18 protein-coding genes and 1 pseudogene are annotated in these 24191 nt (G+C 62.8%); 12 read left to right on the top strand and 7 right to left on the bottom strand.

From position 1 onward, the window contains the following. The first annotated feature begins 49 nt into the window (after positions 1-49). The 7 genes from E5790_RS03425 (at position 50) to mobF (ending at position 10653) form a co-directional block, all read left to right on the top strand. On the top strand, positions 50-544 hold the full coding sequence (locus tag E5790_RS03425) for a hypothetical protein (RefSeq protein ID WP_024957450.1): 495 nt from the start codon (positions 50-52) through the stop codon (positions 542-544). 2 nt (positions 545-546) lie between these two features. Further along, the gene (locus E5790_RS03420) at positions 547-3561 is read left to right on the top strand and encodes a TraM recognition domain-containing protein (RefSeq protein WP_024957451.1); all 3015 of its coding nucleotides are present in this window, start codon (positions 547-549) and stop codon (positions 3559-3561) included. A gap of 85 nt (positions 3562-3646) precedes the next feature. Then, entirely contained in the window at positions 3647-4177 is a 531-nt protein-coding gene (locus E5790_RS03415) for a hypothetical protein (RefSeq protein ID WP_024957452.1), read from the top strand. Positions 4178-4437: 260 nt separating this feature from the next. Continuing rightward, positions 4438-4560 carry a hypothetical protein gene (locus tag E5790_RS22175; RefSeq protein WP_255211731.1) on the top strand — a complete coding sequence of 41 codons (123 nt, stop codon included), beginning with the start codon at positions 4438-4440 and terminating at the stop codon, positions 4558-4560. A 195-nt stretch (positions 4561-4755) separates the two neighbouring features. Continuing rightward, positions 4756-5775, top strand: coding sequence for an ankyrin repeat domain-containing protein (locus E5790_RS03410; RefSeq protein ID WP_136191680.1), 1020 nt, complete (start codon positions 4756-4758; stop codon positions 5773-5775). Next, on the top strand, positions 5753-7663 hold the full coding sequence (locus E5790_RS03405; RefSeq protein WP_024957454.1) for a type IV secretion system DNA-binding domain-containing protein: 1911 nt from the start codon (positions 5753-5755) through the stop codon (positions 7661-7663). Before E5790_RS03410 ends, E5790_RS03405 begins: the two co-directional genes overlap by 23 nt. Positions 7664-7725: 62 nt before the next feature. Next, positions 7726-10653, top strand: coding sequence for a MobF family relaxase (gene mobF, locus E5790_RS03400; RefSeq protein WP_136191679.1), 2928 nt, complete (start codon positions 7726-7728; stop codon positions 10651-10653). A gap of 95 nt (positions 10654-10748) precedes the next feature. Here the strand turns inward: mobF and E5790_RS03395 are convergent, their stop codons facing one another. The 4 genes from E5790_RS03395 to E5790_RS03380 all read right to left on the bottom strand — a co-directional run bounded on the left by E5790_RS03395 (position 10749) and on the right by E5790_RS03380 (position 15456). Beyond that, positions 10749-11231 carry a GIY-YIG nuclease family protein gene (locus E5790_RS03395; RefSeq protein ID WP_024957456.1) on the bottom strand — a complete coding sequence of 161 codons (483 nt, stop codon included), beginning with the start codon at positions 11229-11231 and terminating at the stop codon, positions 10749-10751. A 131-nt stretch (positions 11232-11362) separates the two neighbouring features. Next, entirely contained in the window at positions 11363-13180 is a 1818-nt protein-coding gene (locus tag E5790_RS03390; protein ID WP_130519067.1) for a YadA-like family protein, read from the bottom strand. A 65-nt stretch (positions 13181-13245) separates the two neighbouring features. Next, the gene (locus tag E5790_RS03385) at positions 13246-14007 is read right to left on the bottom strand and encodes a M15 family metallopeptidase (protein ID WP_024957458.1); all 762 of its coding nucleotides are present in this window, start codon (positions 14005-14007) and stop codon (positions 13246-13248) included. A gap of 192 nt (positions 14008-14199) precedes the next feature. Next, a complete protein-coding gene (locus E5790_RS03380) occupies positions 14200-15456 on the bottom strand; it encodes a site-specific integrase (RefSeq protein ID WP_024957459.1) in 1257 nt (418 codons plus the stop codon). Between the two features lie 329 nt (positions 15457-15785). Between E5790_RS03380 and E5790_RS03375 the strand changes: the two genes are divergently transcribed. Continuing rightward, a complete protein-coding gene (locus tag E5790_RS03375) occupies positions 15786-16220 on the top strand; it encodes a hypothetical protein (RefSeq protein ID WP_111205799.1) in 435 nt (144 codons plus the stop codon). Positions 16221-16338: 118 nt separating this feature from the next. Here the strand turns inward: E5790_RS03375 and E5790_RS21970 are convergent, their stop codons facing one another. Together E5790_RS21970 and E5790_RS03365 are read right to left on the bottom strand one after the other, a co-directional pair. Then, positions 16339-16674, bottom strand: a complete 336-nt coding sequence (locus E5790_RS21970) for a hypothetical protein (RefSeq protein ID WP_111205798.1) — start codon at positions 16672-16674, stop codon at positions 16339-16341. A gap of 13 nt (positions 16675-16687) precedes the next feature. Next, a pseudogene (locus E5790_RS03365) lies at positions 16688-17322 on the bottom strand (GyrI-like domain-containing protein). Between the two features lie 355 nt (positions 17323-17677). On the opposite strand from E5790_RS03365, the gene cyoA reads away from it, so the two are divergent. From cyoA to cyoD, 4 genes are read left to right on the top strand one after another with little or no spacing between them, the layout of a single operon-like run. Next, positions 17678-18718, top strand: coding sequence for a ubiquinol oxidase subunit II (cyoA, locus tag E5790_RS03360; RefSeq protein WP_014646391.1), 1041 nt, complete (start codon positions 17678-17680; stop codon positions 18716-18718). 2 nt (positions 18719-18720) lie between these two features. Continuing rightward, positions 18721-20718 (top strand): cytochrome o ubiquinol oxidase subunit I, encoded by a 1998-nt coding sequence (cyoB, locus tag E5790_RS03355; protein WP_032956371.1) that lies wholly within the window; start codon positions 18721-18723, stop codon positions 20716-20718. Further along, positions 20715-21353: a cytochrome o ubiquinol oxidase subunit III gene (cyoC, locus tag E5790_RS03350; protein ID WP_111205797.1), complete on the top strand. Its 639-nt coding sequence runs from the start codon at positions 20715-20717 to the stop codon at positions 21351-21353. The genes cyoB and cyoC overlap by 4 nt, the downstream gene beginning before the upstream one ends. Then, positions 21353-21694, top strand: a complete 342-nt coding sequence (cyoD, locus tag E5790_RS03345; protein WP_005415725.1) for a cytochrome o ubiquinol oxidase subunit IV — start codon at positions 21353-21355, stop codon at positions 21692-21694. The genes cyoC and cyoD overlap by 1 nt, the downstream gene beginning before the upstream one ends. A gap of 357 nt (positions 21695-22051) precedes the next feature. Here the strand turns inward: cyoD and E5790_RS03340 are convergent, their stop codons facing one another. Further along, a complete protein-coding gene (locus E5790_RS03340) occupies positions 22052-24109 on the bottom strand; it encodes a bifunctional diguanylate cyclase/phosphodiesterase (protein ID WP_111205796.1) in 2058 nt (685 codons plus the stop codon). Positions 24110-24191 lie beyond the last annotated feature (82 nt).

Here is a 24191-nt window from a genome sequence, read left to right as displayed (position 1 = left end):
CGAAAGCCTTGCTAGAAAGAATGTGTATCCATGAAAGATGGGAGGAAAAATGTTTGGGTGGTTGTTTACGCAGTATCGAAAGCCCGGAAAGCTCCACTTCGGATCGAAGTGGCTCAACCTGCATGGGCGATTTTTCATTGGTAACCCAGAAAGATTTGGGCTCTCCGATTGCCGAGAGAACGTCCTGACCTCGTATTACTACCTGCGGGCGGACCGGAAGATGCCGGTGGCAAACGATGGGGACTTTGATGCCTGGAGGATGGACGCCCTGCGCGCCAGCCAGGTTCGGCACGCCAGCGAAAAACATGTGTCCAAAGCCGGCTTTCTTGTCACCTCGGCCGCGTGCGTGGCCCTTTGCTTTGGGGCATTGGTCGTCAACAAAGTGAAAGGAACACGCCCTTCGCCGGCGGCGATCCAACTCGCGCCCTCGTTGTCGTTGAACGAGTGCAAAAAGAAATGGACGAGCGGCACCATCACGCCTCAGGAAATCGTGGCGTGTCAGGCGCTATCTCAAACCAACAACAACAACAACGGGAGGCACTGAGCATGTTGCTATCGCTGATGGATTGGACGGTCGGTATTGGCCGCAAGCTGTTCAAGAAGGACGATCAAGCGTCGAGCACGCTGGAGCAAATCATTCTGGACGGCAATGACCGCTACGAAAACTTGGTCGGGCGCTTTGACGTGAGCGACCGCGTGAAGAGCCGCGTGCTGGACGTTCCCCCAGAGGATGTAGATATGGCGGTCCAAGCGGGCGCGGTTTTCGACGAGAAAGAGATGGCACTGGTTGTGCCCGAAGAACTGGATCTGGACCAGTTCCATCCGTGGTGGCCGAAGGTTCCGGAGGATCTGCGCAACACCCAGGCCCGCATGATCATCACCAAGGAAGGACGTCGTGCCGAAGGCTTCGTGCTGGGGGACGACATGGCGCTGGGCGGCGACAGCACTGCAACCTCGCTGATGTATCTGGCCTTCCCGCTGATTGGTGCGGTTCAATACTTCTTGGGCTCGCTCATTGGCGTTTTTAGTTACGTGGTGCTGCTGGCTGCCATTCCTTACTTTGTTGCGTTGAAGCAAGCGGAAGGGATGAAGGAAGCCTTCAAGGGCCTGGCCCTGATGGTGCTGCCCGTGCTGATTGCAACCGCTTCGGCGGCGTTGTCGTCCGCGCTCCACGTGGACGCGGCCAGCATGGGGCAAGCAGCGGTTGACCCGATGAACACGGGAGCGGGGATGATGGCGGTCGCTGCGGGCTTTGCCAAAATGGCGGGCATCGTTCTTCTGATCTTGACCATTCCTGGCCTGCTGTTGTTTGCGGCCTTCCTGAGTGCGGCCTCGCATCCCCACCGGGGCGTGCTGGGGGGGACCGCCGAGCGCTTCATTCAGATGATGAAGTGGATGGTGGTGATCTTGGCCCTTGTTGGGGTTGGCTCCCTTCTCCCGGACGGAATAGGCGTGGCCGTGGCGTTTGTGATCGCGGCCATGTATGCCCTGCAGTTCACGGAAGGCAACTTCGTTCAAACGGCCGCTCGCCTCTATCTGCAGAACTTGGACAACAACCTGGCGACCCAGGGGGCCCTGTCCAAGTCCCACGTGAAGGCCCGCGAGCAGCAGGCTGCCGAAGCGTTGCGCGACAAGACCCCGCTTTTGAAGGTGGGTCGAGCGTCTGGTCACCTGAACGACCGCGGCCATGGCTTTGCGCCGGACAAGGGCACGGTGATGATGCTGTCCTGGCGCGACCTGACCCAAGGCCTGATCGTCTACGGGCGTATCGGTTCGGGCAAGTCCTTCAGCGTGCTGCGGCCGTTGGCCCGTCGCTATCGCGAGTCCGCATTGGCCGTAGGACTGCGGAATGAACTGAAGGGGAGCGCCGCGGGCGAGACCGTTCTTGATGCGAAGCGCAGCGGGGGTGGAGCACTCATCCTCGACGCGAAGGACGGCGCGATCATCTCCGATTTGGGCAAGGACGCGTTTGATATCGTCGTGCGCGCAGGCATGTCGGTGGCCCCCTACGAGGGCCTGGAGCCGGATCAAATCACCAAGGCCCTTCGCGGCGCGACCGGTGGCAAGGTCGATGAGAAGTCCAAGCTCTGGAGCGATGGCGGCGACGCTTTCCTCTTCCACACCGGCATCGTCCTGAAGGCCGCATGCGAGCACGAGCAGGCCTACCGAGACTTCTGCATCGCCAAGCTGGAAGGGTTGGAGCACGCCCGGTTGATGATGCTGCTGGAGCGGGAGGAGCTGGAGAAGCGTGGCTTGGGGTTGGAAGACCTGGAAGCGGCGCTGGCTCGCGTGGAAGAGCAAATGGGCACTTACGCGATTGTGGCGGAGGCTTCCCGGAACTGGTTCTACACCCCATTCCACCATGCCAAGCTGTTGGCGATGGTTGAGCAGGTGGTGCCGACGCCGCGTGGCGGGGAGATTGCCAGCGCTCGCGTGCTGGAGTTGGTGAACTGGTTGGGGTTGGAGCGCCCGGATACGTCTAGCACGGACGAAGAGCGTGAGGCCTATGCCGCCTACTCCCGGGACTACCACAACCGCTTGGCCACCCGGTCCGAGACCGTCCATCCCGACTTGCTGCGTCCCATGTCCCAGCTGCAAAGCTCGCTGGAATGGGCATTGCTGGGCGTTCCCGCAATGCATAAGGAGCAGCGCCAGTCCTTCACGTTGAACTCGCGGGGGCTCATCGAAAAACTGCTTCGGGGTGAAAAGCTCCGGACGGCGGATGACATCCCGTGGCATTCCGTCGAACGTGGGGAAGTGGACGTCTCTCAGGCGCTTTACGGGAAGTTCGTGGGCTTGTTCCTGCCCCCCACCCAGTTCGGCGAAGCGGGCGACATGATGCAGCGGTTGCTCAAGCAGCGTGTCATGAACGGCATTCGGGCACGTGGGGCGCACGGGGACAAGTGGCGCGAAATGCTGCCGGGCCAAACCGACGTGCTGCTGATGATGGACGAGGCGCATTTGCTGCTGACTTCGGACGATGTGCTGCTCTTCAGCACCTCCCGAAGCCTGGGGTTGATGCCGGTGATCGCGGTGCAGGGCCACGACAGCCTTATCAACACCTACGGGTCGGAGAACGAAGCCGATTTGCTGGCCAACACCATGCAATCGGTCGTCGCGCTCAACCACTCGTTTGTCACACGCAACTACTTGATGAAGCGGCTGGGCAAGGCTCAGTTGACCACCTTCAAGGAGCCGACGCGTGGCATCGATTTCTCGGGTGGCTTGACCAACTTCCGCCACAGCGTTCTCAACGATCCGAACCACCCCTACGCAGCGGCCTACGAGCAAATGCTGATGCAGGGCGCAGGCCGCTTGAGCGCGCTTCGCGTGGATCCGGCGACGGGGCGCAAATGGCGCGTCGGGGCTGAAGACACGGTGGGCCAAGAGGAGCTGGCACGGGACATCGACATGCCCACAGGGGGCAAGCGGGAGGTCCTGCCGCTCTTCCTGGAAGAGGAATACCCGGCCCTGACCGCTGCACGTGGCAATGCGATTGTCTCGCTCTGCCGAGCAGGCGTGAGCCGCACGGACTTGGCCGAGATGATGCCCAACGACTGAGCCCCAAAAGGGCAAGGCAACCCTTGCCCTTTTCCAAAATCGATCAATGCTGACCTAACCATCCATTTCCTTGAAGGAGGACTTTATGAGCAATGCCCACTTCGACGTCTTCAACGACCTGCTGGGCGCTCGCGATAAACGGCGAGCCAAGCTGGCCGGAGAGCGTCCAAACGACCACCAACCGCAGAAGAAAGCCGTCTTCGACCAGTCGCTGGCGAAGGACCAGGCCGATATCCAGGAGAAGCAACAAGCCGTGTTGGACTGGGCCAAGCAAGCCAAGCCCGACGAGATCACCGACGCGCGAGAGCGGTTGCACGCACAGGTGCAGCAGCGCGCTGAAGACGCGCCCAAAGACAAGCACGCCCAAGTGGTGTTCAGCACCGTGGACGAATGGCGACAGAAGCGCCAGCAGAAGGACGGGGGGCAATCCTTGGGGGAAAACATCCCCATGCTGACTGCGGCCCAGCGGCAGCAAACCATGGGGCCTGGTAAGTTGGGCTACGCGCACTACGCCGCCAGCGCGAAGAAGGAAGCGGACTTCATGAAGCGCTATGAGGCAAACTTCGACTGGGATAAGCACGAGGCCCAAGTCCAGAAGAACATCTACCGTCAATGACGGTCCATTCCCCGTGTCGCATCCAGGGCCCTTCGGGGCCCTTTTTGTTGGGCACGTTCCCTTGTTTGTGAGTGGATCGATCTACCCATAAAAGCAAACGTCAAACGCGGCTCAAAGCAAGAGGCGGGATGGGGGTTGGAAAAGAGAAGAAAGGTTTTGACTAAACATCAAAAGTGTCGATCAATCGAGATTTTTAGGGTTGCCAGTTTTGTGAGATGTGGTTGACTGTAATCATTCAAACACAACCGGGGGAGGCCCCTATGTATATTTTTGCCGATGCTTACGAGTTCGCCGTGGACAACGTGGGGAACCTGCTGTTGACGTTGGGTGCGTTTTCGGTGGTGAGCTACGTGGCCGCCAACGTGGCAGGGTTGCTGGCATGATGGCCTGGTTGAGGGAGGATTTAGAGCAGATGGATCTGCACACCGTCTCACTTTTCCTACAAACCGGGGTTTTGGTCGGCGCGGCTTTCATCCTCAAGATCGCTTGCTGATTGCCAAAACCGAAAAAGACGGTATGCAAAGGGGATGGAACCCCAACACGACAACCCAGCAGGCAACCCAGGTGGGGGCGATTTCTTGAATCGTCCCCACGAGCCGTTGCTTCATCCCATCCTCCACCCCCTGACGCTGGCCCAGTTCTACGGGAAGCATCACGAGGCCGCCGCGGCCGCCGATGCGCGGGAAGTGTTGGACCTGGCCACGCGGTTTTGCCGAGAGGCCCAGGTTTGCGGGTTGGACACCCACACCGACGCGGGCTTTGACTGGGTGATGACCCCCAGCCGTTTCTCCAACCGCATTTCCCTGGAGCTGGGGCAGGGTGGCCACACCGCGTTGCTTCAGGTCGATCCGGACCTGTCCGCTCACCCGCTCGACGCAGCCATCCATGCCGGCGTGCTGGGCCACAAGCCCCTAGCCTCCGCCTACGCCTTGCTCCCGGCCGAGCAGCGGGATGGGCTGTTAAGAGAACTGAGGGAATCCATCGGCCAGGTTCAGTCGAACCGCTCCGCAGCGAAGCAGCTTCAGGCCCTCCGAGCCCTGCCTGAACTGCCGGTGCCGTCTCAGCCGCCTCTGGACATCGCCCAACTGCTCCGGCGGTTTGAGGTCCCCGATGCCCAAGCCCGCTTGGCGGCTGACCACATCAAGGCGACCTATGGAGAAGCGCTAACCACAATGCATGGTAGCCAGGTGCTGGCAGCAGCCCATGCGCATGCCCCGCACTTGGGGCTATACGGAGCCCCTTGGCAGACGTGGCTTTGCGAGAGCGCAACGACCGGCAACCTGGATGGGGTGGAGGCCTGTTTGCGCATGCAGGCCGAGCCCAATGTGCCCGACGCCAACGGCGAGACGCCGCTACACCTCGCCGCGCGCCACGGCCACCCCGGCATCGTTCGTCGGTTGATTGAGGCCGGCGCGGATCCAGCGTTGGGGAACCCCCGCGGGGAGACTCCCCTGCATGTGGCGGCCCAACACAAACGCGCGCAGTGCTGCCTGGAGCTCATGGCCGCAGGCGCGGACCCTGGGCAGTTGGATCGTGAGGGGCGCAAGCCGGGCGACGCTCACCGGGAGAAGGCACGTGAGCAAGTCCACGGTTTATGACTGCTGGAGCTGGACGGTCCCGTCGAGCATCGAGCCAAGCCGGGCCGTCCGCTATTGGCCCCAGGCCCTGCTGTCTGGGGCATGCGTCGCGGCGCTGACCTATCCCGCGGCTCTCTGGCTGGGCTGGCAAATCCCATCATCACATTCACTGATGAACTTCGGTCAGGCACTGACTGGCAGCCTGGCGGCGCTGGGGAACCTTGCCACCGGCACGATCTCATTCCGAGAGCCTGCCGCCGCATTCTGGGAGGTGGCCAAGGAGCAGGCAACGTTTGGCACGTTGGCACGGGTCGGCGTTGCGGCGGGCTTGGCAGGGTGGGCGTCGATTTGGGCGACGCGGCGTGGGCTCATCCCGCGCTCAAATACCTGGCATGTGTCCGGCGCTCAACTGTTGCAGGGGAAAGAGGCCCTGACTGAAGCCCGGCGTCGTTCGCTTACAAAGAAGGAGCAGAGGGGCGAGCGGCATGCGTTGTCACTACATCCGGCTTGGGTGGTCAGCAAGAAGCTGCTGGCCCGTCACATGTTCATCTATGGAGCCGTGGGAATGGGCAAGTCAGTCATCCTGAAGCACCTGCTGGAACAGGTTGTTCGGCTCGACAAGAAGGCTTTCATCTACGACATCAAAGGAGACTTTACGTCGATCTTCGAGCGCCCGGTGATCGTCTGCCCCTTCGACAAGCGAAGCTGGATCTGGGACGTGGGCCGGGACGTAGCGACGCAAGCCCAAGCCGCCGCGTTCTCCCAAAGCATCATCCCCCCGGAGGAGGGCAGCGGCGCATTCTGGGCGTCTGCGGCGCAAGCCTTGCTGGAAGGGTGCGTGCGCGAACTCCAGGCCACGAAGGGCAAGAACTGGGGGTGGGCAGAGTTGGCCGCGTTGGTTGCCCGTCCCGCTGAACCGATGGCTAAAGCACTGTCGCTCTACTACCCCCGAGCCGCCGCTCTCATTTCCAATCCCGATTCGAACACCACCAGCAGCTGTATCGCCGTGCTCGCCAACGGCACCGCGGTTATCGAGCGCCTAGCCTTGGCATGGCCCGAGCGCACGCCTGGGCAGATGTTCTCCATGCTGGACTGGATCAAGGACGACTACACGGGATGCAAGCAGGTCATTGTTCAATCAGGTCCTGATGAGGTGCTAACCAAGGCCTACATCTCCGCCATGATCAACGTCGCGGTGCCGGAAATCATCGGCCCCTCGCTGCCAGATGACGAAACCGGGCGATTCCTGGGGTTCTTCTTCGATGAGCTTACCTCCGCCGGCAAGCTCAACATCGAGCTGTTGCTGGCCTTGGGACGCTCAAAAGGCGTGGTGGCCTGCATGGCCGTGCAGGATTGGTCACAGGTCGAGAGGGTCTATGGGGACAAGACCGCGCAAGCCTTTTCAGGGTTGGTCGGCACACACATTATTTGCCATCTCCAAATCGGCGAGACCCGGGAAAAAGTCTCCCGGAACCTGGGCAAGCGCACCGTGGCGTGGCGCACGCATGATGACAAGGCGACCGTCCACGAGGAGTCGAAAGCCGTTGTTCCGCCGGGGCGGCTCACTGACGACTTGGGCCCACGCAATGGCAGCGCCTATGGCTCCGAGAGTTGGGGCATCCGGGCCATTGTGCAGACAAGCCGGGACCCACTCTTGCTGGACTGGCCGGGCGTCAGCTACCCGCACGCGCGCGACGGCCAGGAACGCGCCGCGTGGACCCAACAGGGGGCGCGCCCGGTGGAGCAAAAGCCCATGCCACCGAGCGACGCGCAGAGCGCTGCAGAGGTCCAGCGGGTCTTGAAGATGACCGCCGACCAGGCCGCCGCGGAGCTGCGAAAACGTGGTGCCACGCCGCCGAAGCTCCGCGCCGTTTCAGACGACGAACTGGAAGCCATCTTCCGCAAGTAGTGGGGTTGTGGAGTCGCTGGGTTTTGGTAGATCTGAAGGGATACCCATTCCTGGAGAACTCCATGTTCAACGTCACCGCATTGACCGCTCAAGGCACGGACAGCAAGTCCGGCGCGGCGGTGGTCGAGTATCTGATGCTCACCGAGTATTACCTCGACAAAGACGGGAACGCGCAGGGCACCATGGCCTGGGGCGGCAAGATGGCCGCGCACCTCAATCTCTTGTCCACGGCGGTAACACGGGAGAGCATGAGCAAGCTGGCCGAAGGATTCGACCCCCAGACAGGGAGGGCGCTTTGCCAGAACGCAGGCCAGAAAGGCAAGGTGCGGCCAAAGGTGGACAAGAACGGGGATCCCGTCCTGGACGCCCAAGGCAAGCCCGAGGTCGTGGTGGTCGGCGGCCACCGGGTCGGCTACGACGTCACGGTGTCGGCGCCCAAGGACGTTGGGATTCTCTTTGCAATGGAGTCGCCAGAACGGCGCGATGCCGTGCTCAAGGCGCACCAAGCCGCCTCTACAGAAGCGATGAACCGGCTGGAACAGATGGTTGAGACTCGACGGGGAAAGGGCGGCAAGGACGTGATCGGCGTGAAGGGCCTGGTGTGGTCAAGCCACCAGCACTTCGCCGGGCGTGACCTCGACATGGATCTGCACACCCACCATCTCGTTTATGGGGTGGCGCTGGGAGCCGATGGCAAGGAATCGACCTTCGATGCCGTCGAAATCTATCGCCATGCCCGGGCCATGGATGAAATCTACAAGCTGGAGCTCTACAAGAACCTTCAAGGGTTGGGCTATCAGGTCGAGCACGTCCGAGAACTGGACGACGACGGCAAGGAGACCAACCGATCCTACGCACGCCTTGCGGGCATCGACCAGGACGTCATCGACCACTTCAGCAAGCGCCGGAAGGCCCTGCTCGAATACGCGGAGCAGCATGGGGTCAGCACCCAACAGGCGAACAAGGCCACGCGGAAGCACAAGAACGAGCCCACTTACACGGAGTTGGTCGAGCACTGGCAGGAGGCTTTGAAGGACTTCGAGCTGACGCCGGAGACGTTGAAAGCAGCGCGGGGGAACCTGAACAAGGTGGAACACAAGAGCGACGCCGAGCTGCTGGAACTGCTCCACGAGAACGAAGCCGTGTTCAACGACATTGATTTGGTGCGGGTGCTGGGAATGGAATACGCCGGCAAGTTGGACGCGGCCGGACTCCATGCCCGCATTGAGCAGTTCAAGCAAGACAATGGGCTGGTGCTGGTCAACGCCGAGCGCTTGGCAGACGAAGACCGGGGGCAGACACTGGCCCGCAAGCACACGGAAGACCGGTTCTGCGCGCCATGGATGTTGCAAGCGGAGCAAGCGGTGGTGGACATCGCCAACCGCCGGGCCAACGAGACCCAGCACCATGCTTCGCAGGCCACGGTGGATCGCGTCATTGAGGACTACCAGAAAGCCAAGGGCTTCCAGCTCTCGCAAGAGCAGTTGGTGGCCGTGAACCACATCTGTCGCGGCAGTGGCGGGGTGGCAAACTTGAGCGGCTTAGCAGGCACCGGCAAGACCACGATTTCCGAGCTCTACAAGGAAGCGCTGGAATCTGAGGGGATGGTGCTGCTGGGGGTGTGCGTGTCGAACAAAGCCGCCCAGAAGTTGGAAGTGGAATCAGGGATGCCCTCAACCTCCATGGCACAGATGCTTCACGACTTGGCCGAAGGCAAGCGCGAACTCCAGCCCAACGACGTGCTGGTCATTGACGAAGCCGGCATGGTGGACACGCGGGACACCCGAGCCTTGTTGGCCTACGCAGAGAAGGCGAAATCCAAGGTCATCCTTCAAGGCGACGCCGAGCAACTGCAGCCCATCGGGGCCGGGTCCGGTTTTCAGCTCACCAAGCAAGCGGTGGGCGATGTGAAGTTGACCGAGATTCGCCGACAGGCGCGGCAGGAGGACCGCGAGACGGCGATGGGGTTCTACGCCAAAAACGAGAACGGTGAAGTGGTCGATCTGAAAAAGGGCACCCGCAGCCGGCGCGAAACCTTGGAGCTGGGCGATGAGCAGAAGGAGCGCCTGATGGACTCCATCGTGGAAGCCCACTCGCAGGAGAAATGCATCGAGCGCCTGGTGAACGACTACTTCAAGAATCCAGCGGCGCTGGACGACAAGCTGGTGCTGGCCCACAGCCGGGCCGAGGTCGGCGCTCTCAACGCAGGGATTCGAAAAGGCCTCAAAGAACGCGGCGAGATCGGCACGGATGAGGTGGTGGTGGAGGGGCGCGTCAATGGACGAAAGTTCGATCTGGCCTTGGTAGAGGGAGATCGGGTGATGTTCACAGCCAAACGCAAGGACTTGGGTGTGGTCAATGGCACCCAGGCCACCATCCAATCCATCAAAGCGTCGCGCTCTGGCGGCTACGATATCGTCGGCACCTTGCGTTCGGAGAACCCAAAGGAGAATGGGCGCAAGGTGGTGTGGAACACGCACGAGCACAAGGCGGTGGTCCACGACTACGCGGTGACCGTCCACAAGAGCCAAGGGCAGGGCAAGCGCGAAGTGTTCCACCTTATGAACCTTGGGATGATGGACAACGCCAGTTCGCTGGTGGCCTTTACCCGTTTGACTAAAGGGAGCTACAAGCTGTATGGCACCTACGATGACGTGGAGCAACTCAACACCCGCTTGGGGTTGGAGCGATTGAAGGCGACCGTTCTGGACGCGGGGCTAAAAGACGATCCGCAACGGCCGGTTGTCCAGCGCCTTGGGGCAGCTGCACGCCCCACCGCTCAACGCCCAGCCGCTCAGCGAACGCGCATCCAAGGCAAGCTCGACGCGCTGCTGAAGGAGCACGCGGAACGCCCAAAACCGCAGAGGAGCGAGGGCGAGCGCAAGGCCCGTTGGCTGCTGGAAGTGCTGGAGCCGTTGCGGCGGGCGCGCAAGGCGTCTCCCAAGCTGCCGGCGCAGTCCCCGAAACACACGCAGGGCTTCTCGTTGTGAGCAGCAGGCTGGGCGGCCATGCCGCCCATGTGCTTTTCTCTCCAAACCGCTTTTGCTTGGAGGGGCGGCCCGCGGCTTCCGCCGGGGCCCTTGCTTTACAGGGTGGCCATGACCACGGCCTGCAGCACTATCACCGCCACGCCGAAAAGGAAGGGGTAGAGGAACAGCCATTTGAAGAACCCCCAAGCCAGGGACGACGGAGCCCCCGCCGAGCGGCGCGGAACCGCCTCGGGCCACGCATACCCCGCCGCCAAGGACTTCATGTAACCAGTGGTGCGCCTGCGGGGATCGCGGATAAGAATGCCCGGTGGCTTGCTATAGATTCGCCAGCCATGCTGAAAGGCTTTGTAACGCCAAGCGTATTCGTGAGCCTCCGCATCGGCCTGGGTGCCCGTCATGCTCGACAGCGGCACGAACGAGAATCGGCGCCCCTGCCAGCCCCCACGAGCGCTGCGGTGCTGCTGCTCGCGTTGGTTTAAGTCGACGGTCTGCCCCACGTAGCAGCACCCGTTGTCAAAGAACAAGCCGTAGAGATGGCGTGGGCGGGACAGGTATTTCTGATTGCGTTTCCAGTTCAAAGGTCCTCCCAAGATGGGTATACCTACATACCCATAAAAGAAAGATCCGATTCGTCAAGGCTCGCCACGAACAAAGGCCCCGAAGGGCCCTTGCCGAGATACGATCACCTCCTTTTCCACCACGCAATCGTTTAGCGCCCCAAGTTGATGCTCAACCCGAAGCCGGCCACCGGCTTGTTGCCAGAGCCAAAGGACAGGCCAGCAGAAATACTGGTGCGCTCAGACACCCGAGCACCCCAGCCCACGGCCATTGCAGCACTGCCCCCCGAGAATCCCACGCCCACGTTCAGGTTCACCTGGCCAACGGCCGTGCCCCCGTTCTGGGCCGCAGCGGTGGCCATCTGGCTCATCGCGCCGAGTTGTGCGCCCAAGCCGTTGACGCGGCGATCCTGGTGCCGCAAACGGCGGTCCGTATCGACCCAGCGGTCATCCCACACCTGCTGCATTTCGTAGACCTGCCCACCGTTCACAGCATCCGTGGACCCGCGTTCGATGCGCCCCGGAGCCACGCCGGTCACGCGCTGATTGCCCGCGTTGACGCCCGCAGTCGTCACCGAAGGGCCGCCTTGAATCGTCACGCCTTGGCCGTTGAGCGTGGTGGTGCCGACCTGGACGGAGCCCGCGTCAGACAGTTGCACGTTGTCGCTGACCGCCACGGTTTGGGTGCCGTCCGTGTTGTCGGTCACCTCGACGTTCTTGCCCGCCCTTACAGTCGAGCCCGCGCCGGTCCCGGCGGTTCCATCCACCCCATCGGTGCCGGCAGGTCCTTGGACCCCTGGCTCCCCTTTCAGGCTTGCCAGCCAATCTTGTTCATTGCCTTGGAAGCCGTTGGCCAACGCCACCTCGTAGGCGCTTAACCCATCTGCGCCGCGCGGGCCGGGCGTGCCCGAACCGCTGCCTGGGTTTTGTTCAAGGAAAGTCACCCGTCCATCTAGGTCGTCCAAAGCGGCTCCCACAGTTTGATGCGTGGCACCGCTGCGGAACTGATAAATGGGCGCGACAAAGTTGCCGTTGACGAACGTGGCGCCGCCGCCCAACGCTTGGGCCGCCTGACGGACCTGACCGAGGTTTGCGACGTCGGTGTCTGAGGTGCCGGCCCGAACGTTCGTGATTCGGCGGGTGCTCTGGCCTCCGTCCTCAAAAGTGGATCCCACGCTGACTTCGTCGCTGGCCCAGCAACGGCTATGAGAACCCAAAGCGACGCAATCCTGCGCTCGGGCCTCAGCCCCAACGCCTAGTGCAAGTGACTGAAATGCATCGGCAACGGCAGAACTGCCTATGGCGACTGCATGGTCAGCGTTTGCCTCTGCCAAGATGCCTTGAGCAATCGATGCATTGCCCCGCGAACGGCTGAAGTAGCCAAAGGACATGGAAAGATCCCCACTGGCTTGTGACTGGACACCAACCGCCAAGGAATGGGCTCCGGTAGCCGCGGATTGCGCGCCCAGGGCTATGGACGCTTCGCCCCCCGCGTAGCTCAGCGTGCCTACCGCGACGGCGCTCACCGCCGCGGCATTTGCGGCTTGGCCCGTCGCAATGGAGTTCGCGCCGGACGCTTGGGCATTCGTCCCCGACGCCACCGCGTTGTCTGCGGAGGCATTGGCTTGAACACCCGTGGCGACGGCCCCGTTCCCGGAGGCATTGGCATAGGCGCCCGTTGCAGTGGCATTCGGGGCTGAGGCTTGGGCGTATTCCCCGGTCGCCGTCGAGTTGTCTGCGGAGGCGTTGGCTTGAACGCCCGTGGCGATGGCCCCGTTCCCGGAGGCATTGGCATAGGCCCCCGTTGCAGTGGCATTCGGGGCTGAGGCTTGGGCGTATTCCCCGGTCGCCGTCGAGTTGGGTTCCGAAGCCGTGGCCCCGGTTCCCGTGGCGGTTTGAGCAAACGATGGGGAGGCAAACAACGAGGCCCCCATCAAAGCCGTTAAGATCGAAATGCGAAGCGAAGACATGAAAACCCTCCCGAGTATGGATTGATACTTCATCCATAGCAGGCGATTGCATTTCCGCAAGGCGATCAGGCGATCTTTTTCAAGGTGTTAGGGAAGGTGCCGACACAAACCCGAGCCGGGAGCGTCCAGTTCCAGGTCATCCGGTTTTCATTGCCCCACGCCAGACACGACGTTTCCATCCCCGCAGGGCACCAAGCCGGCGCCAGCGCACGGGCCAGCACTTCCGAAGAGGGCTCTCCGGTCACCGAAGGAAACGCGCCCGGCTTGCGCCCCTGCCGGTAGGCCCACTTGGCTTGGCCGCACTCGGCTTTCATCTCGACGTGCGGATAGTCTTTCGGGCTGGTCCATCGGCCGCCCCAGTTCAGCCCCACGATCTCCGCCAGCTCCCCAAAGCGTTGATAGCCGGCCATCACATGGGCATCGTCCAAGTTCCAGCTGGGCTCCCCATTGACGAACACGGCGGCATCCAAGGCCAGTCCGAAGTTGTGGCAGCTGGAGAATGCCCCAACGCTGGTCACGCCAGACCCGGAGGCAAGCAGGGCCGCCTGGCGCTCGGGGCTTCGATACCCTTCCACGGGCCGCACATCAAACCCTTCCGCGGCCAGTTGGGCTTGGACGGCTTCGACCTTTTCCCGCAGCGCTGGGGAAACCCCTTTCCACGTCCTTTCGCTTTTCGGGTGGAAGAATCGGTAAATGGCGCCGTGCGGCTTCGGGGTTTGGAAAACCCAGGGGCTGCTGGGCTTGGGTTTGGATTTGGGTTGAACGGTCGAACACCCGGCCAAGGCCAGGCAAGCCAGAACGGCGGCGATGGTGAAGCGGGGCTGCATGCTTTCCTCCCAGAAAGAACAATGGATGCTTTCAGGGGTAGTGGATTTTCGGAAAAGCGCAAGCGGGCGAAAACAAAAAAAGCCCCCGAACAACCGGGGGAGGAGGCCTGCAGCTCGGGGGCTTAGTGGGGCAGGGAAAAAGGAGTAAGAAACCCCGTCCCGTTGAAAGCCATAGCACACACCAAGGCGAAGTCAACTGCCTTTTTTCTTCCTCGTCTTTTTCAAGTAGTCCCGCTGGGCTTTTTCAGCCGCTGCTTTCGTGACCTCAAAAAGCTCGCCCAAATCTTGCATGTCAGGGTTGTAGTAACGGGTCAGCATCTGGGTGGTCTTGTGCCCCGAGAGTTGCATGACCTGGTGCATGGGCAGCAAGTTGGCCAGCTCGGTGATGCGGGTGTGGCGCAGGTCGTGCAGGGTGGCGTCGGTCACCCCCGCTTGTTCGCGGGCGCGTCCCCAGGCCTGGGTGAGCGTGTCCGAGGCAATCGAGGTCTTGCCCTCGTCCAAGCTGAAGACAAAACCGGAGCTGGGGCGCACGGCGGGCGGGTTCTGGGGAGAGGGCGGGATGCGATCCTTGCGCAGCTTGGCGGCGTGGAGCTCCTTGGTCAGGGTGTCCAGCACCGCAACCGCTTCAGGAGTGAGGAAGATGGTCCGATGGATGGGCTTGCCACCCTTGGGGTTCTTGGTGTCCCGGAACGTGGCCTCGGGGCGCTGCTTGCTGTAGTCCAAATCTTCCCAGCGCAGCTTGATGGCTTCGCTGCGGCGGGCCGCGGTCCAGCGCAGGAAGGCAATGGCGCCCCGGGTGGCCGCGGACATGGGGGCAAGGGCGGTCAGGATGTCCGCCCACTCCTTATCAGTGACCACCCGCTCGCGCTCGTTCCTCACCTTGGGCTTGAGCGTGGCGTGGATGGGGTTGTCCATCTTGAAGCCCCAGCGCTTGATCGCTGCCGTGAAGACGCTGGAGAGAACGGCGAGTTGGCGAGTGATGGTGGCCGGGGCGAGGTAGTAGTCATCTTCCAAAGACCGGGCCATGCCGCCGTTGGCGAGGCCGAAGTCCTGGGGCGTGAGCTTGTCCACCGGCTTGCTGAAGGTGGCGGGGAAGCGCTTGGCGAGCAGGCGCAAGAGGCGCGCATCGTTGTCGCTCCCCTTCTTCTTGCCATCCTTGGCCTTGAGTGAGAGCACCTCGGCGATGTAGCGCTCGATCCAGACCCCCAGGCTCTGGCTGCTCATCAGGTTGGAGGCGGGTTGCTTCTCTTCGTGGAGCGCGGCGCGCTCTGCAGAAGCGAACGCCTCGGCCTGGGCGAGGGCCTTGGCTCGGGTCGCTTCGCTGTAAGGGAAAGTGCGGTTGATGGCGTGCAGGTTGCCCGCTGCATCCTTGCGCTTGATCTTCACTTGGAACGCCGAACCGCGGTCGTAGACGCCCTTTGTGCGGGCGGTTTTTTTGGGACGGGCCATTCGTTCAGTCCTTGATTAGAAGAATGGATTTTCCCAAGGTTTTCCCTTGAGTTCAATAAGTCATTGTTTTTAAATGACTAAAATGAGAATCGTTCGCATTCGTAATGCGTAGGTCGCAGGTTCGACTCCTGTTTCCGGCACCAGTTGTAGAAAAGCCCCGGCCTTTGGTCGGGGCTTTTTGTTTGGGCTGTGCTGGCGCCGGCCCAGGGCCCGCGCCAGCGTCCGATGGAACCGCGGGCATGTACCTGCTTGGTCGGGGTTAACATTGCCAAGGTGTATTGCTTGCGGCGCTGGACCGGGCAACACAGTTTCAATAAACGGCGGATCTCATGAAGAAGATCGTGCTGAGTCTGATTGCGTGCGTCGTTCTTGCCGGCTGTGCAACCCGCCAGATCAGCTCCGAACAGGCGCAACCGGTGCCCGCCGAGCGGGTTTTCGCCTTCAATGGGATCGGTGACACTGCTTCCGGACAGGTAATTGTTACGCGCGACGTTGGCGCGGTTGGTGGGGCGTGCCCGATTGCACTGTATATCGACGGCACCTTGGCAGCCCATCTGCAGCGGGGAGAGTCTGTCTCGCTGCCTGTTCCCGCCGGGAATCGCATTGTCAGCGCAAGTTTCGCAGGCAAAGGTCTCTGTTCGTGGGGGGATGAATCGGCGCATAGGCGAGAGATTTCCCAAATGGTCACGGCGGGTGGCAGAACCAAGATCCGTCTCGCGTTGGCCCATGATGGCGTGATTCAGATCGGTCCGACCGCGTTCTAGGCGCGCTCCACGTAAGGCGAGCAGGTCCATCAACAGAACGCCCCGGCCCTCGCGGGGGCTTTCTGTTTCTGCCCAAGGAACAGGGTTGGTCGGCAACGTCACCGATCGAAACGCGCCTTCATTTGCGTCCAGCGACCACCGCATCCTGTGCCAGCCACCACGCCAGCTGCCGGAGATAGCCACCCGCTGCTCCCGCCGATGCACCGATCAGCAGGCGTGCGAGCACTCTGATTCCGCGCCCGGCCCGCTCCCGCACCCAAGGCAGGACCGCCACCACCTGCGCACCCAGCAGCAGCATCAGCACGTCCAGCCCCAGCGCATCCACCACCGGCAACAACGGCAGCAGATCCGGATTGCAGGCGAGCACGATCACCAGCGCGGCACCCAGCACGGCCATCAGGCGGCGCCCGGCGGGCAGGGTGGTCCAGTGCAGCAGTCGGTTGATCAGGTGCATGGCATTCCTTGTGTCATGTGCCGGAATCCTCATCAGGCTTGATCGGCCGCACCGGCTGCCGCAGCACGGTTTTCAACCGCGCCGCGTTGGTCCTGCGCGGGTCGCTCAGGTAGATCTCATGATGGGGGCCGGCGAAGGTGTAACCCAGTGCGGGCATCACTTCGTCATGCAGATGCGCCAGGACGGGGCCTTCGTCGTCGTAGGCGCCCACGTGCAAGGTCTGCAGGCTGGGGCCCTCGGCAAGGATTTCATGGCGGAGGCTGGGCGGCGCATCCCCAGCTTCGTGCGCGCCTTGCTGATCGCGGCCTGCCACTGCGTAGGGCCGATGCCCTCGGGCGTGCGGATCATTACGGTCCAGGCCCACTCATCCTTGCGTCGCGCGATGAAGCTGGCCGGGTCCTCGGCGCTCCACAGCGCCTCCAGCGGTGGCACCACGTAGTCGCGCCCTTCGGCCTTCAGCGCGAACTTCAATGCATAGCTCACCGAATACAGCCACTGCACGGCCTGCAGGTAGGCGGGGGCCGTGTTCGGGTCGCCGCGACCATCGACCATCACGTAGGGCAGGGGCGGCACATCGACCGGTACGAACCTGCCGGCGGGCGGTTGATAGAGCGCCCGGTCGCGCTTCTTGAAGTCGATCTTGTCCATCGGGGGCTTCCTCCTGTGCAGAGCATCCCACGCCAGGCACCCGCCAGTACGCTGAACCGGTTCAGGTGACTTTGCCGAACGAGGGCGAATGGCCCCACGAGCGCGCGGGGCCGGCACGCAGTCCTGGGTCATGGGCCCGTCACACCCGTGCGGTGCGACAACGTGTCGCAGCCAGAATCGGGCCTTTCCTGCGCTCGATCAATGTCAATGCCTTTCTTAAATGGTGGGTGACGGCCTAAAATTGAAAGGCTGACTCGACCCCACCTCCCTGCCTGTCTTCCGGACCGGTGGGACCGGCTTTTGGCCGGAACAGGCAGGGACGGGGAACGGCATTCCCTCGCAATTGGATCGACCGATGATTCCGTTGAAAACCCTTGGGCGCTGGTTGCGCCCGGGCCTGCTGCTGTCGTTGCTGGTGATGCTCACCGGTTGCGATGCGGTGGCCATCCTCAGTCCGAAGGGCCAGATCGGCCAGGATGAGAAGACCCTGCTGATCACGGCCACCGTGCTCATGCTGCTGGTCGTCATCCCGGTCATCATCATGACCCTGACGTTCGCGTGGAAGTATCGCGCCTCCAACACCAAGGCCCGTTACGAGCCGAAGTGGTCCCACTCGACGGCGATCGAGGTGGTGGTGTGGTCCATTCCCTGCATGATCGTGCTGGTGCTGGCGGTCCTGACCTGGCGTTCGTCGCACGCACTGGACCCGTATCGTCCGCTGGATTCGGACGTCAAGCCGGTCACCATCGAGGCGATCTCGCTGGACTGGAAGTGGCTGTTCATCTATCCGGAAGAGAAGGTGGCGGTCGTCAACGAAATCAAGTTCCCGGTCAACACGCCGCTGAACTTCAAGATCACGTCCGATTCGGTGATGAATGCGTTCTTCATCCCGCACCTGGGCAGCATGATCTACTCGATGGCTGCGATGGAGACCAAGCTCCACCTGATCGCCAACGAGACCGGCGAATTCCCGGGCATGTCCTCGCACTACAGCGGCGCGGGCTTCGCCAAGATGCACTTCACCGCCTACTCGGTCACCGATGCCGAATACCGCCAGTGGCTGGACCAGGTCCGCGCCGGTGAGCAGACCCTGGACAAGGCCTCGTTCAAGGCGCTGGGTGAAGCACGCAACGCCGAGTGGTATCCGGTCACCTACTTCGGCAAGACCGAAGAAGGCCTGTTCGACTGGGTTATCGCCAAGCACATGGGCGACAACAAGCATTACGGCATGAAGCACTCGCATGCTGGTGCCGCCGCTGCCGATGCCGCCACCCATGAAGCGCACGAGGGCCATGCCCCCAGTGACGCGCATGATTCCAAGGAATCGGGTGAAAACCTGGATGCCAACGAACACGAACACGCAGGCCATGCCGGCCACGCGGGTTCGGGAGAATGAACATGTTGGGAAAACTCTCTCTTGAGTCGATCCCCCACGATCCGATCGTCCTGACGACGTTGATCGGCGCGGTTCTTGGTGGCCTGGGCGTCGTCGCCCTGATCACCAAGTTCAAGCTGTGGGGCTATCTGTGGAAGGAGTGGTTCACCTCGGTGGATCACAAGAAGATCGGCGTGATGTACCTCATCGTCGCCTTCGTCATGCTGCTGCGCGGTTTCTCCGACGCCATCATGATGCGTACCCAGCAGGCCATCGCCGTCGGTGGCTCCGAGGGCTACCTGCCGCCGCACCACTACGACCAGATCTTCACCGCCCACGGCGTGATCATGATCTTCTTCGTGGCGATGCCGCTGATCACCGGCCTGATGAACCTGGCCGTGCCGCTGCAGATCGGTGCGCGCGACGTCGCGTTCCCGTTCGTCAACTCGCTCAGCTTCTGGCTGTTCGTGTCCGGTGCGGTGCTGATCATGCTGTCGCTGTGGATCGGTGAGTTCGCTGCCACCGGCTGGCTGGCATTCCCGCCACTGTCGGGCATCGAATACAGTCCAAGCGTCGGCATGGACTACTACATCTGGGGTCTACAGGTCGCAGGCCTGGGTACCACGCTGAGCGGTATCAACTTCTTCATCACCATCCTGAAGATGCGTACCCCCAGCATGAAGCTGATGCAGATGCCGGTGTTCACCTGGACCGCCCTGGTGACCAACGTGCTGATCGTCGCTGCCTTCCCGGTGCTGACCATCACCCTGGTGCTGCTGACCCTGGACCGTTACCTGGGTACGCACTTCTTCACCAATGACGGTGGCGGCAACGCCATGCTGTACATCAACCTGATCTGGATCTGGGGTCACCCGGAGGTGTACATCCTGGTCCTGCCGGCGTTCGGTGTGTTCTCCGAAGTCATCGCGACCTTCTCGCGCAAGGCGCTGTTCGGCTACAAGGGCATGGTCTACGCCACCGCCTGCATCGGCGTGCTGTCGTTCATCGTGTGGCTGCACCACTTCTTCACCATGGGCTCCGGTGCCAACGTCAATGCCTTCTTCGGCATCACGACGATGATCATCTCGATCCCGACCGGCGTGAAGATCTTCAACTGGCTGTTCACCATGTTCCGCGGCCGCGTGCACTTCACCACCCCGGTGCTGTGGACCATCGGCTTCATGGTCACCTTCGTCATCGGCGGCATGACCGGCGTGATGCTGGCGATCCCGGCCATCGACTTCGTGCTGCACAACAGCCTGTTCCTGATCGCCCACTTCCACAACGTCATCATCGGCGGCGTGGTGTTCGGCATGTTCGCCGGCATCACCTACTGGTGGCCGAAGATGTTCGGCTTCCGCCTCAATGAGTTCTGGGGCAAGTGCGCGTTCTGGTGCTGGTTCATCGGCTTCTACGTGACCTTCATGCCGATGTACGTGCTGGGCTTCATGGGCATGACCCGTCGCCTGCAGAGCACGGTCAACCCGGCCTATGAGCCGCTGCTGCTGATCGCCGCCGCAGGTGCCTTCATCGTTGGCGCCGGCATCCTGTGCCAGATCATCCAGGTGGCCGTCTCGATCCGCGACCGCAAGAAGACCGTCGACCTGACCGGCGACCCGTGGGATGCCCGTACGCTGGAGTGGGAAACCTCTTCGCCGCCGGCCTTCTACAACTTCGGCACGCTGCCGGAAGTCACCGAGCTGGACGATTTCTGGGAGCGCAAGCAGCGCGGTGAAGCCTGGCCGAAGCCGGCCAAGTACACCGACATCCACATGCCGCGCAACACCGGCACGGGCGTTGTCATCGGTGCCTTCAGCCTGGTGTTCGGCTTCGCGATGATCTGGCACATCTGGTGGCTGGCCATCGTCGGCTTCGTCGGCATGATCGCCACGTTCATCTACCGCACCTTCGACCAGGACGTGGACTACTGGGTCCCGGCCGCCGAGGTGGAACGCATCGAGAACGAACACCGCAAGCACCTGGAAGCCCAGGGCCTGGTGAAGTCGGAGCTGAAGGCATGAGCACCAATACCTCGACCCTGAGCCACGGGCACGCCGCGCACGCGGCGGCCCATGGCCATGACGACCACGAGCACCACGACACCGGCGGCAACACCGTCTTCGGTTTCTGGGTGTACCTGATGAGCGACTGCCTCATCTTCGCCTCGCTGTTCGCCACCTACGTGGTGCTGGCAGGCGGTACCGATGGTGGCCCGACCGCGAAGGAGCTGTTCGAACTGCCGTTCGTGGCGTGGGAAACCGCGCTGCTGCTGACCTCGTCGCTGACCTTCGGCCTGGGCATGATCGCCATGCACCGCAAGCAGGTTGGCCAGATGTTCCTGTGGCTGGCGGTTACCTGGCTGCTGGGCTTCGGCTTCATGTGCATGGAAGTCTATGAGTTCCAGCACCTGATCCATCAGGGCTACGGTCCGGACCGCAGTGCCTTCCTGTCGGCGTTCTTCGCCCTGGTCGGCACCCACGGCCTGCACGTCAGCGCCGGCCTGCTGTGGCTGCTGGTGATGTTCGTGCAGCTGAAGAAGTACGGCCTGACCCCGACCAACAAGACCCGCATGGCGTGCCTGAGCCTGTTCTGGCACTTCCTGGACCTGATCTGGATCGGCGTGTTCTCCGTCGTCTACCTCAATGGAGCGCTGTAATGGCACATGACAACCACGCACACGACCACGGCACCGGCGGCGAAAGCCACGGCAGCGTGAAGTCGTACCTGATCGGCTTCGTGCTGGCGGTGGTGCTGACCGTCATCCCGTTCTGGATGGTGATGTCGGGTGATTTCTCGCGCACCGTCAACGGTGTGGTGATCGCGGTCACCGCGGTGCTGCAGATGCTGGTCCACCTGGTGTTCTTCCTGCATCTGGACCGCTCTTCGGAAAGCCGCTGGAACGTCAACGCTGCGGCCTTCACCGTTGTGGTGATCGGCATCATCGTGATCGGCACCCTGTGGGTCATGCACAACATGAACGTGCACATGATGCACTGACGTCCTCGCGACGTTGCCACGCAGAAAGGCCGCCCTCGGGCGGCCTTTCTGTTTGCTGTGGTTGCGCGTTTCATGCACCCACCAGGCTGGTAGTGCCGGCCGCTGGCCGGCAATTACGCGAAGCCGGCCAGCGGCCGGCTCTACCAGGAGATCCACGCCATGCGTGGATGGGGTCAGAGCCCTTGCCTGTGCAAGAGATCCCACCCGGCATGGCCGGCACAGGGTGGTAGTGCCGGCCGCTGGCCGGCAATTACGCGAAGCCGGCCAGCGGCCGGCTCTACCAGGAGATCCACGCCATGCGTGGATGGGGTCAGAGCCCTTGCCTGCGGCAAGGGATCCGACCCCGGACCTGGCGCCTCACCCCACCCGGCGCAGGAATTCCTCGGCGTCCATCGGTCGGCCCAGGTGGTAACCCTGCAACTGGTCACACCCCAGTTCGCTCAGGTACTCGCGCTGCGCCTGCGTCTCCACGCCCTCGGCCACCACCTGCAGCTGCAGGGTGCGGCCCAGCGCGATGATCGACGAGACGATGGCGGCGTCCTCGTCATTGCGCTCCAGGTCGTGCACGAACGCACGGTCGATCTTCAGTTCGGTGGCCGGCATGCGCTTGAGGTACAGCAGGCTGGAATAGCCGGTGCCGAAATCATCGATGGCGATGTGCACGCCCATCGCGGTCAGGTCGTTGAGAATCGCGAGGCTGGCATCGACGTCCTTCATCGCCGTGGTCTCGGTGATCTCCAGGGTCAGCCGCGCCGGTTCGATCCGATGCCGGTGCAGCACCTCGCGCACGCTGTCCAGCAGTGCCGGCGAGGCGAACTGCAGCGGCGAGAGGTTCACCGCCATCGACCATTCCGTATGCCCGGCCTGGTGCCATGCCCGCAGCTGCGCACAGGCGCGGTCCAATACCCAGTCACCGATCGGCAGGATCAGGCCGCTGCGCTCGGCAATGGGGATGAACACGTCCGGCGCCAGCAGTCCCAGCTCCGGGTGCTGCCAGCGCAGCAGCGCTTCGGCCCCGGTGGCCGGTGCGCCGGCGGCAGGGAACTTGGGCTGGTAATGCAGGATCAGTTCGTCGCGGGCGATGGCCTTGCGCAGGTCCTGCAGCAGGCGCAGCTGGCGGTTGGCACTGAGCTGCATCGAGGGGGTGAAGAAGGTGTAGCCGTTCCGCCCGGTTTCCTTGGTGTGGTACATCGCCGCATCGGCGTGGGCCATCAGCTCGCGCTCGTTGCCGGCGTCATCCGGGTACAGGGCAATGCCCAGGCTGGCGCTGACCTGCAGTTCGGCCGCATCCAGCAGGAACGGTTCGCCGGCCGCGGCGATGATGCGCTCGGCCACCACCACCGCATCGTCGGGAATGTCGATGGCCAGCACGATCACGAACTCATCGCCGCCGAGGCGGGCCAACGTATCCTGCGGTCGCAGCTGGCCGCCGATGCGCTGTGCCACCGCCACCAGCAGGCGGTCGCCGAGCTGGTGGCCGTACGCATCATTGACCGCCTTGAAGCCGTCCAGGTCGCAGAACATCACCGCCACTGCATGGTTGCGGCGCCGCGCCTTCTCGATGGCCTGCTCGATGCGGTCCTGCAGCAGCATGCGGTTGGGCAGCTGGGTCAACGGGTCGTGCAGCGCGGCCTGGATCAGCTTGTCGTTGGCGTGCGCCAGCGAATCGGCCAGCAGACCGGTGCGCACGCGCATCTGCCGGTCGAACAGCGAGGCGACCAGGGCGATGCCCAGCGTGGCCACGGTGGTGACGATCACCAGCACCGCCAGCCAGCGCGTGTCGATGCCGCCACTGCCGACGGCGCCACAGATGCTGCCTTCGGGGAAGCGCGCCGCCGCCATGCCGGTGTAATGCATGCCGACGATGGCCAAGCCCATCACCAGCGAAGCAAGCGCGCGCAGCAGCAGGGTGTTGCGCCGCTCGGCGCGCAGGCGGAAGGCGATCCACAGTGCGGCGCCGGCGGCACCGATGGCCACCGCGATGGAGGCGGCAAACCAGCCCGGGTGGTAGTCGATGCCCGGCTGCATGCGCATCGCCGCCATGCCCAGGTAGTGCATGGTGGCGATGCCCAGGCCCATCAGCACGGCCCCGGCCAGCAGCCGGCGCCAGGGCAGGCTGGGCCGCGACACCAGCCACAGCGCATAGGCCGAGGCGCCGATCGAGACCGCCAGCGAGTACAGGGTGATGCCAAGGTCGTAACCCACCGGAATCGGCAGGTCGAAGGCGAGCATGCCGATGAAGTGCATCGACCAGATGCCCAGGCCCATGGCCGCCGCGCCGCCGGCCAGCCACCAGCGGGCCACGCGACCCTCGGCCGTGGCCAGGCGCCCGGCCATGTCCAGCGCCGTGTACGAAGCAAGAATGGCCACCAGCAGGGAGATGATGACCAGGCTCTGACTGTAGCTGCCAGTCATGATGAATCCAGTGGGGGAGGGAGGGGCGCCCGCAAGGCGCACGCCCGCGACCCCTATCGGCGCAGGTGGGCAGGACTTGAGT

It is taken from the genome of Stenotrophomonas sp. PAMC25021 (genome assembly GCF_004795795.1).
Lineage (GTDB): Bacteria > Pseudomonadota > Gammaproteobacteria > Xanthomonadales > Xanthomonadaceae > Stenotrophomonas > Stenotrophomonas muris.
The sequence above is the reverse complement of the archived record's forward strand: the minus strand, read 5'-3'. Positions and strand labels throughout refer to the sequence as shown.

Bases quoted from the DNA above. Each gene is read 5' to 3' on its own strand.
- E5790_RS03415 (WP_024957452.1), top strand. From the start codon at position 3,647: ATGAGCAATGCCCACTTCGACGTCTTCAACGACCTGCTGGGCGCTCGC.
- mobF (WP_136191679.1), top strand. From the start codon at position 7,726: ATGTTCAACGTCACCGCATTGACCGCTCAAGGCACGGACAGCAAGTCC.
- E5790_RS22175 (WP_255211731.1), top strand. From the start codon at position 4,438: ATGTATATTTTTGCCGATGCTTACGAGTTCGCCGTGGACAACGTGGGG.
- E5790_RS03390 (WP_130519067.1), bottom strand. From the start codon at position 13,180: ATGTCTTCGCTTCGCATTTCGATCTTAACGGCTTTGATGGGGGCCTCG.
- cyoD (WP_005415725.1), top strand. From the start codon at position 21,353: ATGGCACATGACAACCACGCACACGACCACGGCACCGGCGGCGAAAGC.
- E5790_RS03380 (WP_024957459.1), bottom strand. From the start codon at position 15,456: ATGGCCCGTCCCAAAAAAACCGCCCGCACAAAGGGCGTCTACGACCGC.
- cyoA (WP_014646391.1), top strand. From the start codon at position 17,678: ATGATTCCGTTGAAAACCCTTGGGCGCTGGTTGCGCCCGGGCCTGCTG.
- E5790_RS03425 (WP_024957450.1), top strand. From the start codon at position 50: ATGTTTGGGTGGTTGTTTACGCAGTATCGAAAGCCCGGAAAGCTCCAC.
- E5790_RS03385 (WP_024957458.1), bottom strand. From the start codon at position 14,007: ATGCAGCCCCGCTTCACCATCGCCGCCGTTCTGGCTTGCCTGGCCTTG.
- E5790_RS03340 (WP_111205796.1), bottom strand. From the start codon at position 24,109: ATGACTGGCAGCTACAGTCAGAGCCTGGTCATCATCTCCCTGCTGGTG.
- cyoC (WP_111205797.1), top strand. From the start codon at position 20,715: ATGAGCACCAATACCTCGACCCTGAGCCACGGGCACGCCGCGCACGCG.
- cyoB (WP_032956371.1), top strand. From the start codon at position 18,721: ATGTTGGGAAAACTCTCTCTTGAGTCGATCCCCCACGATCCGATCGTC.
- E5790_RS21970 (WP_111205798.1), bottom strand. From the start codon at position 16,674: ATGCACCTGATCAACCGACTGCTGCACTGGACCACCCTGCCCGCCGGG.
- E5790_RS03420 (WP_024957451.1), top strand. From the start codon at position 547: ATGTTGCTATCGCTGATGGATTGGACGGTCGGTATTGGCCGCAAGCTG.
- E5790_RS03375 (WP_111205799.1), top strand. From the start codon at position 15,786: ATGAAGAAGATCGTGCTGAGTCTGATTGCGTGCGTCGTTCTTGCCGGC.